The following is a 13,131-nucleotide window of genomic DNA, read 5'->3' on the forward strand; positions in this document are numbered from 1 at the left end:
ATTGACAGCGGCTCGGCCACCGCGTGCGAAGCGGCTGGGGGCCGAGCCGTCGGTGGGAGCGGCTGGATGCTCCACGTATGGGCCGTACCCGGTGTCGTCAACACCTCGGGAGTGTTCGCAGTCGACAACCCCGACGTTTCCGAGGGTCCGTCGGCCAATTCAACCGTGAATGGCTGATGACGGACGATCCAACCGATACGGCAGGCGAGGACGAGGACGTTGACTTTCTCGTTGTCGATGAGTATCTAAGCGGCGCTATCGAGATGCTCGCTCTTAAGGCAGCGCTCGACAGCGGACTGATCGATCAACTGCTCGTAGGCCGACCACCGACCGGTCAAGGGCTCGAAGGGTACGCGCTACACATCGAGATCCTGCGCATTGCGGGGGTGCTGGTCGAGGCCGATGGGGTACCCTCACTCACGACTAGGTTTCGCTCCGCGATGGCGTACCGAGACCTTCTCGAGGTGAAGCTTCGCTTCGCTACGATGTTCCTTCGGGACGTGTTCAACGATCCGATCTCGTTGTTCGACGTCGCCGCCCAGCGTTCGACCGACTACGAGTACCTCCGCCATTTTCGATACGACCTGGCGTCAAGCCGTGATCCGGCAGAACGTCAGTATCTAGCGGACTGGGTGCGATACATGACCACGCTCACGCGGTACGAAGCCGGGGCGGTGCTCCGTCACTGTGAGCTTTCATCGCATCGGCGTGTACTAGACATCGGAGGCAACAGTGGTGAGCTAGCGCATTCGATGTGCGATCGATGCGCCGACCTTCACGTCACAGTGTTCGACCTCCCTGCAGTTGTTGCCCTTGGAACCGAGTGGAATCGTGGGCGCGACAACGCTGACCGAGTCACCTACGTCGGCGGGGACGCGTTCAAAGACCGGATGCCGACAGGATTCGACCTTGTCGTTCTTAAGGGGGTCCTCCATGACTGGCGCGAGCCGGAGGCGGCGCAGCTCATAAGTGCCGCCTGGAACTGCCTCGACCCCGGCGGGACGCTGCTAGTAGCGGAGCGGTCGCGGCCGCACCTGGGCGACCACGCGCCGATCGCGGCGGGAACGTTCAATTTGTCGGCTTGGTTCTGGGCCTTCCGTACACCGGACGACTACCTCGTTCAACTTCGGGCGCTCGGGGCCATCATCGATCAGGCTGACATCATCAACCTCGACCTGCCGTGGATGATTGTCCGCGCGCGGAAACCATGAGCGAGTCAAGCGGCCGGCGCCTGCCGGATGCCTACCAGTTCGTCGTCGAGGCGCTCCTGGCCCGTGTGAAGTTCGTTGGACCGTTCCCGGCAGTCCTTGTAGACGCACTTGCAGACCTGATCGTCCTGGATCCTCAGGAACACCGATCCCCCATCGCGCTTGAGACTGAAATCGTGGTGGAATTCAACGAGGACGATGGGTCGTGGGTGTTTTTGGACCGTTTCGGCTCACCGCGACTTCGGACTCGATCGGCGGACGAGGTGATTGACGCAGCAATCACGAACCTCAACCGGACCGCGCTCGATTCCGACAAGGCGCGCCTACATTTTCATGCAGCGTTCGTTGAGCGCTCGGGCCAGGGGTTGTTGCTCGCAGGGTCCTCCGGCTCGGGCAAGTCGACGCTATGTGCGGGGCTCGTCGAACGGCGATGGAACTACCTCACCGACGAACTCGTGGGCGTCATGATCGGAGATCTTAGTGTTCGACCGTATGCGAAGCCCATCACGCTGAAGGGTTGGTCGATTGGGAGGTTTGCGCCCCACGCAATGGTCCCGACCGACACAGATCGGGTGGTGCTTCCGGTTTCGGCGATCGGACGTGTTGGTGGACGTTCACCGATCGACGTCGTTGTGTTCCCGACCTTCAGCGCTGGCGCCCCGACCGAAGCTGAGCCGCTTGAACCCGTCGTGGCTGCGCACCGCTTGATGGATAACACGTTCGACGCCGAGCGATACGGGCCGATGGCGCTCGACCTAATCGCGGGGCTAGCGACGGGAGCGCCCTGCTGGTCGCTCACGTACGGTAACCTCGAACCCGCCCTCGACTTGATCGATGAGATTCTGGCAGCGTCAAGGGACCGCGAAGCGGTGGGATGGTCGCCCATCGGCCGATGGGGGCCGATCCGGCACGTCGCCGTGGGGCAGAGCATTCTTGAGTTAGGGCTTGGTAGCGGAACGTTGAGGAGCATGGCGCGTGATAACTTGATCGCTCCGATGCCAGATCGTCAGCGGTCTGCAGATTTCACCATTCTGCTGCGGGGGGACACCCTGCAATGGCCGGAGCATGCAATTGTAGTGGGAGATCGCGTGATCGCCTCGGAGTCGGGCTGGCCGGCGATGCCGTTTGATATGGGATCAGAGCGGGTCCTCGTTCGGAGCGACGTCGGGCAAATGCCATCCGGTGTGTCGACCGTCGCCGACCTCTATCGCTCTTTGAGGGATCCGGCATCGGCCGAGGCCGACATCTGGAGAGATTCCGTCCCGATCCGCCTCGGGGGAGAGTGGATCAGGGTGCCGTCGCCGACTCATCGGCTGGTTTTGCGGGCCATCGAGGCGAGCGAGGCTGGCGCCCTGGGATGGTTCGCTTGGGCCGCCGCCGTGGACGAAGCGGTCGCGACGGAGGCGCTCAAGACTGCGGGTCGATGGGGGGTCCTGCCCGCGGTCCTTACCGCGCTCGTCGCACTCCGCCGCGACGGTACGGTCACCCAAGGTGTCGATGCTGCTCTCGGCGATCTGGCTGTCCAGCGACCATTAGGCCTCCTTGAGGCGGGAGCGCGAACCGGAGCAGAGATCGATCCGCTGATGGAGCTGGTGCTGGAAGCGCTTGGTGCCTCAAGTCTCATGTCCGGGTTCCGGCAGGATTTCCGTGAGTTGAGTTCGATCGATATTGCGTGGCGAGTCTCTCGCGGCACTGACGTGGGATACGACCTCACCGCCATCCGCGGGACTGACTCCACGATCTTTGAGCACCTTGCTGGAGCTGCGCTCGAACGGTCGGTTGGCGCTCGAATTGCCGTGCAGCAACTCGTCGCACGCATCCACGCTTTCACGCTTCGGCGAACGCTTGCCTCGCCGGGGCGGACGCTCCTCGTCCTCCGAGCGTTCGGGCCCGATGGGTCGGTTGGCGGTTGCTGGTACGAAGCGACGGAGTGGGGTCTGGCGCTCGACGAGGTGATCACCCATCATCCTGCACCCGAGGACGAGGGGAGGCTCGGCGACTGGTTCGACTCCAGCCTGCACGCTGAGCCCGAGGCGGCTAGCCGGCTCCATCGTTTCGCCCCCGAGTCGCTGGCCGTTCACTTGGGGCAGCGCGGTACATCGCAAATAGCGTACCTTGGCGGTGTGAGTCCTGAGGTTGTCACGACGTTCCTTCTCGAGGCTGGCTGGCCGAAGCGGATCATCGACGCGCTCGATGGAGATCGCAGCAGTGTCGAGAGTGTGCACGGGATTGCATGGGAATCTTCTGGCGTCGTCCGTCCATGGCTGTCTCGCACCTCGATCTTCGGGGTCCTCCGAGCAGCGGAGGACGATGGTGGGACCCCTGTAGCTGGGTAGTTGGTCGTGGACTGTGCGTCGCAGCTCGAAGAGTGTGCAAGTCGGATCGTCGCTGACGGTTGGACCGTTGTCGAAGACGTGGCGCCTGAAGGGCTCCTCGACCGATGTCGAAACCGTCTTGCTGAGCTAGAGCGGACAGAGGACTACACGCGTACCATCGGGCAGTTTGAGATGGGTCAGCGCCGGACGTGCAATCTCATCGCCAAAGGCGAGATGTTCGTCGAACTGGCGGAGTCTCGGATGCTTCTCGAACTCATGCGGAGGGTCTTGGGCGCAGGGTGCCTCCTCAACTCCATGATGGCGCTTCCGCTCGAACCGGGAAGCCCAGAGCAACCGTTGCATTCCGATGACCAAGCGATCGGTCTTCCCCGCGATTTCCGTCGGCCAGCGATCTGCACAGCGATCTTCGCCCTGACCGACTTCACGAATGAGAACGGCGCCACTCGCATAATCCCCGGCAGCCATCGTCTGCCCCGACCGCTCCGATGGGACGAACCCAATCGGCGGCTCGACGCCGCTGTCGCCGTCGAGGTCCCCGCTGGGAACGCCCTTGTCTACAGCGGAGCTATCTATCACGGATCAGGCGCTAACCACTCGGGGGATGTACGGATCGGCCTCGCGCTCAGCTATTGCGCTGGGTACTTGAGGCCGACCGAAAACTTTCAACTTGGTTTGCCGGGTTCAACGCTAGTGAAGCTCTCAGACACCATGCTCACGCTCTGCGGGTTCGACGTCTTCGCAGGGGTGGTGGGCCACGTGGATCGGCGATCACCGAGAGAGCTCATCGATAGATCTGGGTCAATCATGCGCCCAGCATCGCCTCAGACCGAGTGAACCACGTCGCCCGCATCCCATACTGTATGTAATCTCGCCCTGACCACCATCTGAACAGGTCTTCAATGAGGGACGGCGTCAATGGGGCCCCTACGCTCAGTTCGGCCATCGTCACCAGCCAGTGGTGGAGGATGTCCCGTGAGAAGGGTGGCTCACTCGTGATTGCTTGGGCGTGGCTCCACGTCGGAAGGAAGCCGATCTGCTCCCATGCGCTCGCTGTCGTATTCAGCGCCGTTCGGGAACGGCGATCGCGTCGACGTGCTCGAGTGATGTGCAGCACTGCCTCGAAGTCCGCCAGTGAGGCGGGGAATGACAGCAGTGCATCCTCGTTGTCAATCTGCAGCACCGCCAGCCGCACGTGGTCCCGCGCCCAAGACACAACCTCGTCAAGGCGATCTATGAAGAGCAGACAGAACCGAGACATCAGTATGTCGACCGGCGTGCGGTGCGCTGAGATTCGTCCATGCACGTAGGCGATGTTGGGTGCAGCAAACTCTTGTCGGGCGACCTCGATTGCATCGGCGCGGAGGTCGATCCCAGTGAAATGTTTCTCTGGGAATGCGATCGCAAGCCGGTGGAGAAAGGCACCGTTCCCACATCCAAGGTCAACGATCTCATGGGCGCTTGCCCACTCGGTAGCGCCATGGAAGAAGGGCAGTTCAGCGCCGAACGACATCTCGGTCTGCAGGCGGAGGTGAAGGTCATAGACCTCGAACTCAGTACGCTGAATGCGTTCGGGCTTGTTCACCAATTGAACCGTCCCGTGAGCTCGTCGAACTCGCTGGGCGACACTCCTAGACGCCGAGCGGTCGTCCGCAGGTGTTCGTCAGGCGCTATTGCAGCTTGTCCGCTGATACGGTGCGTTGGCTCGAGCCACGCGGGCGTGTACATCACGAGCAGGAGAGTTCGATTTCTGGCGGAGGCCAACGGCGGATCGGTCCGATGCCACAGATTTCCGTGAGCGAGTACGCAGTCGCCGCAGTGCGGGAGCAACGCGATCGATGTTTCGTCGAGCTCGGAATCGTCCGAGGGATGGAATGACCGGTCTCGATGCGAGCCCGGGGCGAGCCGGAGCGCTCCCTCGGTCGGCGTGACGTCGTTCAAGTAGATCAGACACGTCAGGCTGTGGGGTTCGCTGTACCAAGGTGGAAGCGGGTCGAGAGCGCCGGGCATGTGGACGTGCCAGCCGAGTGCCGACATGCCAGATCCTCCGCGAACGGTGCGCCCCTCGACTGTCGCACGTACCCGAGTTCCGAGGAGCGCTCGCGCGATCGGTAACAGCACCGGGTGGGTGATCCAAGCAGCGAACTCCGCCCGCTTCCACGGCAAACGCCGAACGTAGTACTCGCCGTGACGAGCGGAGGCGCCGGGCGTTGCGAGTTCGAGGTCTGCTAGGTCGTCGATTCCCGTGCGGAGCGCCACAGCGTCATCAGAGGTGATCAGCTGCGGAAGGAAAGCGAAACCGTCACTTTCCAATGCATGGAAGTCCGCACGGCTCATTGGGACGCTCACGAGGGAGGTGACCTTGGCGCCTCGATCGAGGTGAGCTCCTGAGCGCTCATGACTGGAGGCCATCAGCTCCCACCGTCGGGATGCGTGCGTCCACGAGACCCAGCATCCCGAGTTGCTCCACAGCGCGGTGCGCGCACCACGGGTCACCGTTGGGACAGTTTGAGGCGAACAATCCAAGGGGAAGCGGTTCGCCTTCGAGGAGCGCGACCAGCACTGGGACAGCGTGGGCCTCGACGCGGAACCGATGGCCAGCGGCAGCGAGCTGGAGGTGGCCTGCATCCTCTGGCCCGAGCTCTGAGAAGCCAGCTGGAATCCGGCCGGTGATCCGCCATCCCTCCCACGCGGCGTAGTCGTCGGGCAACAGGCGGAGCCATGGCGCCGGACCGAGTGTCGGCTGCGCCCGGCTACGCCAAGACGCCACGACATGATCGCCGAGCCCAGCATCCATCAGTTGCCCCACTTGGTCCACGATTAGGCGGAGCACATCGGTCGGGCGGTCGTCGCCGTAGGTGACGGCGGGAGCAAACGGTTCCCCTGGGACATCGCCGCGAAGTCGCGGGGCATGGGAGGCCATGCTCGAAAGTATCGATCGGGCGTATCGCTCGGTCGGGAGCGGCGCTTCAATGACCAGTACAAACGCACCTCGTTCGGTACTGAGTTCTCGGAGTTCGTCGAAGATCTCTGCCCCGCCGGGGAGTACCTCTGATTCTTCGTCAGTGATCGCGTCGACGACGACCACAGGGTGACCGATTGGGATAACGATCCGCCGGGCGGTCGTACCGGTGCCAATATGTCGGAAGTCGCCCGACGCCAATTGCGCGGTTGTCGTCGTGGCAGTCGCACGTGCAGCGAGATCGCATAAAGCGCGGGTGCCGGAGTGCCGGCGTTCCACCCTCGCCAGGGTCATGGATCCTGTTTTCGATGCCGTCCGAAACGCCGACCGGTCAGGGATCGTGGCGGTTCCGCTTAGGGACGAATGGACTTCTGTCACGGCCGATGTCAACACCTCTCGCCCGTCCACTGGGAGGTAAAGCGCCAGAGCAGCGTCAAGGTTGGCGAGTGCTTCGTCGACGAGTCTGGTGGCCTCGTAATGGGTCGGTGGTTCGCACCCCGGAGGCGGAGCGCCATCACAGAGATCCGCAAGTTGAGCGAGCGACCTTGACACTGCAGCGTGGTGGGCTTGTGCGATCGGCTGACTCATTTTGGTGGATGGCTCTCGGAGCACGTCCTGGTCAACGAGCGCTTGAACGTCTCGTATCGCGGTGCATTCCGACATACCCGGTTTCCTTCTCCCCTGACAATTGTCGCTGCCATCACCGATTATACCGGCCAGCGTCGTTGCGCCGATCCGCGCCGAACGTCACTCGTCGAACTCACCGCGGGCGTGCCTGCGGTGAGTGTGTTCACACCCGGATGGAACCAGGCTACGCGTGCTGAATCTGTGAGGCTCTGGCGATTGAACACCGCAGTTCGCTAGATGTCGTTACAGCGGACGGCATCCGCTTGGCACGGCTGCAACGTCCGCTACAACCACATCGCCAACTGTATTTAGAGGATGCGCGGGTAGATCAGGTTGGTGGGTCCCAGCGGTTGCGCCAGTCGATCAGTTTGGCGGCGAGGATGAACACGATCGCTAACGCGAGTTGGGCTTCGCGGTGGGCGCGTTTGCGGTCGGTGTTTCGGCGGAGTTGGCCGTAGTTGACCAGCCAGGAGTTGGTGCGTTCGACAGGCCAACGCAGGCCGAGACCGACTTTGGTGTGGGGCGGGTCGCCTGGTTTGCGTCGTTTCGCGATGACCGCGTCGTCAAGCCCGTAGCCGGCCAGGGTCGCTCGAACGGTGTTGGCGTCATAACCGCGGTCAAGGTGGATCGTGTCGATGTCGGCGAGGAGGTGTCGGCCAGCGATCGAGTCCAACGTGGGGGCCAATAGTGGAATGTCGTGACGGTTGGCGCCGTCGGTCGCCCAGCCGACCGGTATCCCGTTGCGGTCGGTACCGATGGACCATTTCCAGCCGGAGCGTCCCCGGTCGGTGGGGTTGGGGCCGGTGCCGTCGCCGCCTTGGGGGGCTTTGTGGAGGGAGCCGTCAACAGCTACTTCGCTGAGGTCCAAGCCGATGATGCGGTCATAGGCGTCGAGGGCGTGTTCGAACGCTCGTCGGAACACGTCGTGGCAGACCCATAGTTTGAACCGTGCTCGGGCGGTGGTGTCGGAAACTTGCCAGCCGCAAAGCGCTTCGGCGTCGACCCATGAGCAGCCACAAACGAGGCGGACCAGGATCAGGTGGAACACGATTCGGTCTGGGGTGCGGGGCCGGTGGCCGCCTTTGGGATGGTTGTCGACGTGTTCGGGAAGGAGCGGTTCGAAACTCTTCCAGACGGCATCGATGACTTCGCGGTCCAGAGCGCGCATACTGGTGGGGTCCTCCGGTTTGGTTGGGTTGGTGCACCCGCGATTTCATCACGGGCAACCTTCCAACCGGTGGACCACCAACACTGTCGGGCGAGACACGGCGCTTCGCAGCGCACACCCCGATCTATCCGCGCGACCTCTAAGTCGCTCGGTCGTGCTGGGTGCCCACGACCGAGCGAACCGAGTTGGTCGCCAACGTACTTGCCATAATGATTCCGCGGGTGGCCATCAGCCGCTGCACACGCAATGGGGTGACAGCGGGTCGTCTTCCGCTGCGATCGTGGGTCGCCGGGTGAGTTGCACCGTCGGTGCAGCCTATAGCGGCGGGTTGACGCCAGAGTGGAGACGCTACGACCTATCGCTAGTGGTCTGTCGCTTGAATAGTGGGGTGGGTTAGGGTTGGCGGATGCCGATCGTGACTGCTGCATCGTTGATTGTGTCCGCTGAGGATCGCGCCGAGTTGGAGCGGATGGCTTCGTCGTCGGTGTTGCCGTACCGCAAGGTGGTTCAGGCGTCGGCGTTGTTGTTGGCTGCGGACGGTGTTGCGAACAACGAGATTGCCCGGCGGTGTTCGACGACGCCGGACACGGTGCGCCGGTGGCGGGCCAAGTTCGAGGCTGGCGGGGTTGGGGCGGTGGGGACGATTGCTGCGGGTCGTGGCCGCAAGCCGCAGATCGCGCAGGAAACGATCGACGCGATTGTGCACGACACGTTGCACACGGTGCCTGATGACGAGTCGACGCAGTGGTCGACTCGAACGATGGGAGAGCGGTTCGGTGTCGGTAAGGACACCGTGGCGCGGATCTGGAAGGGCCGCAAGATCCGGCCGTGGCGGGTCGGAAGCTGTCAATAGTGGGTTGCCGGATGTTTTGGTTACGGGTTGTGGGGTTGGTCGGTTTCGATGGTGGGCGGGTTGATCCACACTCGGGCGGGTTGGTGTGGTGGTGAGGGCTGGCCTTTCACGAATCGTTCGGGGTGGGCCTGGTAGGCACGGTCGAGAACGGCTTGGCGTGACTGGTTGATCGCTTGGCCGTTGCCGGCGTGGCGGTCTGTTGGGGTGAGTAGGCCGATGCCGCTGTGGTGGTGTTCGTTGTTGTACCAGTCGAAGAACTGTTCGCAGTAGACGGTGGCGTCTTCGAGGCTGGTGAACCGGGTCGGCCAGTCGGGCCGGTATTTCAACGTTTTGAACCCGGCTTCGGCGTGAGGGTTGTCGTTGCTGACACGGGGTCGAGACAGGGACCGGCGCACAGCGAGTTGGTCGTACAGGTCGCTGAGCGTGCCTGATGTCATTTGGGCGCCACGGTCGGAATGGATGATCAATTGGTGACGCTCGACACGTTCACGACGAGCGGTCGTGTTGATCAACTGTTCCGCGATCTCGGCGGTTTCGGTGTGATTGACAGTCCAGCCGACCGTTTTGCGGGACCACAGGTCCCAGATGGCGTACAGGTAGAACCAGACGCCTTTGTGGGGTCCCGGGAGTCGGGAGATGTCCCAGCACCACACCATGTTCGGCGCGGTCGCTACGACACGCGGGCGGGGGTGGGTGTCGCGCTGGGGGCCTTGACGACGCTGGCCTGACAACCGGTGTTCTCGGAGAAGCCGGTGCATGGTGGATTCCGAACACAGGTAGGTGCCTTCGTCCAACAGGGTGGCGTAGATCTCGGTGACACCCGCGTCAGCGAAGCGGGGCTCACACAACACGTCCAACACCGTTTGACGCTCCACAGCATCCAACGCGGCGGGGTGGCCACGACGAGGTTGACCGGTCGCCCGCGACGGCCGCAACGGGAGTTCCCCGCGTTCGCGTTGTTGGTGGTGTCGCCACGTGCGTGAGGACACACCGAACGCGGCGCAGGACAGTTCGACCCCAACCCGTGGCGTCCAGGCCTCGATATCGTCACTCACACCAGTCACCGTGTCGGCTGTGCCGTCGCGCTGTCGTCGAGTCTCACGTCGACGTGCAGCGCCAAGCATTTTCCCTGCGCTGTCACCAACTCTTCAAGCGTCGAAATCTTCGCCTTCGCGGCTGCCAGCTGGGCTTCAAGAGCACGTACCCGGATCTTGGCGGGGTCTTTACCGGTCGCGGGTGGGCCCGGGCGTTTGGTGCCCAACGTGCCGTCGTCGATCTGACGGCCCCACTTCGACACGTGAGACTGATAGATCTGCTCCCGACGCAAAACAGCGCCACGCTCTGTCGAGTTCGATGCTGCCCGATACTCGCCAACGATCCTGCGTTTGTCCTCAACCGTGAACCGGCGGCGAGTCCGGGTCACCTCAACACGAGTAGATTCTGTTGCCATAGTGCTTCCTCCTGGAAGACTCGATCCCGGCAACCCCTATACTGCCACACTACGGGTGGAGACGTTCAAGTTGTCGAACGATCCGGACTTCGAGGAGAAGCTGGTCGATGTCGTAGGCCTGTATCTGAACCCGCCCGAGCGGGCGGTGGTGTTCAGTTTCGATGAGAAGACCCAGTGCCAAGCGTTGGACCGAACCCAGCCGTCGTTGCCGATGATCCCGGGGCGGGGCCGGACGATGACTCATGACTACAAGCGGCACGGCACGACCGATCTGTTCGCTGCGCTGAACGTCGCAACGGGTGAGGTGCTCCACGACACCCGCAAGTCCCACAAGAGCGCTGATGTGTTGGCGTTCTTTCGGTGGATCGATCTGCACGTGCCCCGCGATCTGGACATCCACGTGGTGTTGGACAACTTGTCGGCCCACAAGTCCGAAGAGGTGAAGGCATGGCTGGCGAAACCGGCGCAGAAGCGTTGGCATCTGCATTTCACGCCGACCTCGGCGTCGTGGCTGAACCTGGTCGAGGGCTGGTTCGCGCAACTCACGAACAAGCGGTTGAAGACCGGGTCGTTCAACAGTGTCGCGGCGCTCACCGAAGCGATCGACGTGTGGGTCTCACACTGGAACGACGGCCCCAAACCCTTCGTGTGGGTCAAGACTGCGAACGAGATCATCGAGAACGTCCGGCGAGGCCGAGCAGCCCTCACCCACCACACCAAATCCGCGACGGACCACTAGAATCGTGGAGGTGGAGATCTGCGTCATTATCCCGTCCTACAACGACAGGAGCGTCATCACCCGGGCGGTCAAATCTGCGGTGATAGACAACGTGGCTGCCGAAGTGGTTGTCGTGGACGACGGATCAACCGACGGTACTGCGAGCGTGGTGATGGGGCTGAACGCGCCTCGTGTCCGTGTGATCTCGCAGTCGAATGGTGGGCCATCCTCGGCGAGAAACGCGGGTCTTGCCAACGCAATGGCAGATGTTGTTGTCTTCTTGGATGCCGATGATATCCTCCTTCCCGGTGCTTTGACGGTCTTTCTCGATGCTCACGTGAGGTCGCAGAATCTGCTTACACGCACGGGTGCCGTGATTGACGATGGCTTTGACGCCCCTCGATTTGCTGAACCTTCGCCGTACCCTTATCCCCGCGGAACACCGCTCGCAGGCACCTTCTCGGTCTCTCGACAGCTGCTTCAGGAGGCGAACGGCTATGACGACAAGTTTCGCTACGGTGAGAACTCTGAGCTGCTATATCGACTGATGACGCTGGTCGGCCCGAGCAACGTTTCCTATGTGCGCGAACCAACGGTCCAAACTGTCTCCCGCGTAGGGCGCTCTTACAACTTCTATGACGACGCGCGCTTAGAGAGCGCGCGTCGTATGATTGATTTGTATGGAGGCTCGCTCAAGAACGATCGAGAGACTCTAGCAAACCACCATGCGATAGCATCGGTGCTGTCTCGTTCAAGTGGAAATCGATCGCAGGCGGTACGGCACGCTGCGAAAGCCTTCTGGCTTGAGCCCCATCGTTGGCGGCATTGGGCCAGAGTTGGGCGGTTGTTGTTGCCGGGATAGGGGTTGAAAGGGTTCTATGGTTCACGGGAATATTGTAGTTCGCAGTCCCTGTTCATTCGACGGAAGGTCGGCCAGTTCTAGCGGTCATTGCACGGTGAGGGCATGGTAGCGCTGGGTAGGTGACTCGTAGTCGAAGGACCGGCGGAGTTGGTTGTTGATGATGTCGGCTGCGCCTTGAGCCTGGGCGGGGGTGACCAGCGAGAGGTCGGTCCCGCGTGGAAACCACCATCGCCACTGTCGGTTGAGGTTCTCGATCTGACCTCGTTCCCATGGCGCGTGAGGGTTGCAAAACCAACAGTCGATCCCGTACATGTCCGCGATGGTCGCCCACTCGGACCATTGCGATCCTTGGTCGAACGTGATCGACTTCAACAGATGGCCCGGGATTTGGTCGAGGCCCTCGATGAGCCCGGCAAGTACTGCTTCACCGCTGTAGCCCACTGGCATCGTGACCGGGATCGAGAACCGGGTTTGGCGTTCGGACAGCCACAGCATCGAGGACCGGTTGCGGGCACCAATGATCTGGTCAGCTTCCCAATGGCCAGGCTCAGTACGGTCGTTCACCTTGGCGGGACGGGCCGAGATATTGGGCAACGCCGGGCGTTGTGACTGGTGGCGGGCTTGTCGGGAGCGGCGGCGTGGCCGGCGGCTACGCAAACACTCGGTGGCTTTGAGGTCGAGAGCGCCGGTGTATACGGCTTGGTAGATCGTTTCGACACACGGGCGCCTTTCCACGTTCTCGGTGGTGAGGTCAGCCCAGATCGCTTCTGGTGACCGGCCAGCGGAGAGTTCGTCATGGATCCGGTCGCGGAGCGTGTTGGGCAGCTTGGCGAGTCGCGGTCGTGGTCGAGTCCTCGCCGCGGTCGCTGCTCGGTCCGCGACCGCGGGGCGGTAGCGGCTGCGGCCACCGTGGGTAGAGACTTCGCGGGCGATCGTGGTCGGTGTGGCAA

The 13,131-nt window shown here is 62.5% G+C and carries 10 protein-coding genes and 1 pseudogene; 5 read left to right on the forward strand and 6 right to left on the reverse strand.

What is annotated here, in order from left to right; all coding sequences use genetic code 11:
• Positions 1–176: 176 nt before the first annotated feature.
• Both M9952_02755 and M9952_02760 read left to right on the forward strand, forming a co-directional pair.
• Positions 177–1,211, forward strand: a complete 1,035-nt coding sequence (locus tag M9952_02755; protein ID MCO5311838.1) for a methyltransferase — start codon at positions 177–179, stop codon at positions 1,209–1,211.
• Positions 1,208–3,544, forward strand: a complete 2,337-nt coding sequence (locus M9952_02760) for a hypothetical protein (protein MCO5311839.1) — start codon at positions 1,208–1,210, stop codon at positions 3,542–3,544. Before M9952_02755 ends, M9952_02760 begins: the two co-directional genes overlap by 4 nt.
• Positions 3,545–4,346: 802 nt before the next feature.
• On the opposite strand, the gene M9952_02765 is transcribed toward M9952_02760, so the two are convergent.
• The 3 genes from M9952_02765 to M9952_02775 all read right to left on the reverse strand — a co-directional run bounded on the left by M9952_02765 (position 4,347) and on the right by M9952_02775 (position 8,298).
• On the reverse strand, positions 4,347–5,126 hold the full coding sequence (locus M9952_02765; GenBank protein MCO5311840.1) for a class I SAM-dependent methyltransferase: 780 nt from the start codon (positions 5,124–5,126) through the stop codon (positions 4,347–4,349).
• Positions 5,127–5,936: 810 nt separating this feature from the next.
• Complete coding sequence (locus M9952_02770; GenBank protein ID MCO5311841.1) at positions 5,937–6,629, reverse strand: hypothetical protein; 693 nt, start codon at positions 6,627–6,629, stop codon at positions 5,937–5,939.
• Between the two features lie 829 nt (positions 6,630–7,458).
• Positions 7,459–8,298, reverse strand: coding sequence for an IS5 family transposase (locus M9952_02775; GenBank protein MCO5311842.1), 840 nt, complete (start codon positions 8,296–8,298; stop codon positions 7,459–7,461).
• A gap of 406 nt (positions 8,299–8,704) precedes the next feature.
• Between M9952_02775 and M9952_02780 the strand changes: the two genes are divergently transcribed.
• Positions 8,705–9,151, forward strand: a complete 447-nt coding sequence (locus M9952_02780; protein MCO5311843.1) for a helix-turn-helix domain-containing protein — start codon at positions 8,705–8,707, stop codon at positions 9,149–9,151.
• A 20-nt stretch (positions 9,152–9,171) separates the two neighbouring features.
• On the opposite strand, the gene M9952_02785 is transcribed toward M9952_02780, so the two are convergent.
• Complete coding sequence (locus M9952_02785) at positions 9,172–10,206, reverse strand: IS3 family transposase (protein ID MCO5311844.1); 1,035 nt, start codon at positions 10,204–10,206, stop codon at positions 9,172–9,174.
• Positions 10,207–10,211: 5 nt separating this feature from the next.
• Positions 10,212–10,448 carry a hypothetical protein gene (locus M9952_02790; protein ID MCO5311845.1) on the reverse strand — a complete coding sequence of 79 codons (237 nt, stop codon included), beginning with the start codon at positions 10,446–10,448 and terminating at the stop codon, positions 10,212–10,214.
• A 205-nt stretch (positions 10,449–10,653) separates the two neighbouring features.
• Here M9952_02790 and M9952_02795 point away from each other — a divergent pair.
• Positions 10,654–11,340, forward strand: a pseudogene (locus M9952_02795) (IS630 family transposase).
• Positions 11,341–11,350: 10 nt separating this feature from the next.
• Complete coding sequence (locus M9952_02800) at positions 11,351–12,181, forward strand: glycosyltransferase family 2 protein (protein ID MCO5311846.1); 831 nt, start codon at positions 11,351–11,353, stop codon at positions 12,179–12,181.
• Positions 12,182–12,265: 84 nt separating this feature from the next.
• On the opposite strand, the gene M9952_02805 is transcribed toward M9952_02800, so the two are convergent.
• Positions 12,266–13,114 carry an IS30 family transposase gene (locus tag M9952_02805; protein MCO5311847.1) on the reverse strand — a complete coding sequence of 283 codons (849 nt, stop codon included), beginning with the start codon at positions 13,112–13,114 and terminating at the stop codon, positions 12,266–12,268.
• Positions 13,115–13,131: the final 17 nt, after the last annotated feature.

This window comes from Microthrixaceae bacterium (genome assembly GCA_023957975.1).
Classification (GTDB): Bacteria; Actinomycetota; Acidimicrobiia; order Acidimicrobiales; family Microtrichaceae; genus JAMLGM01.

Bases quoted from the DNA above. Each gene is read 5' to 3' on its own strand.
- M9952_02755 (MCO5311838.1), top strand. From the start codon at position 177: ATGACGGACGATCCAACCGATACGGCAGGCGAGGACGAGGACGTTGAC.
- M9952_02780 (MCO5311843.1), top strand. From the start codon at position 8,705: ATGCCGATCGTGACTGCTGCATCGTTGATTGTGTCCGCTGAGGATCGC.
- M9952_02775 (MCO5311842.1), bottom strand. From the start codon at position 8,298: ATGCGCGCTCTGGACCGCGAAGTCATCGATGCCGTCTGGAAGAGTTTC.
- M9952_02760 (MCO5311839.1), top strand. From the start codon at position 1,208: ATGAGCGAGTCAAGCGGCCGGCGCCTGCCGGATGCCTACCAGTTCGTC.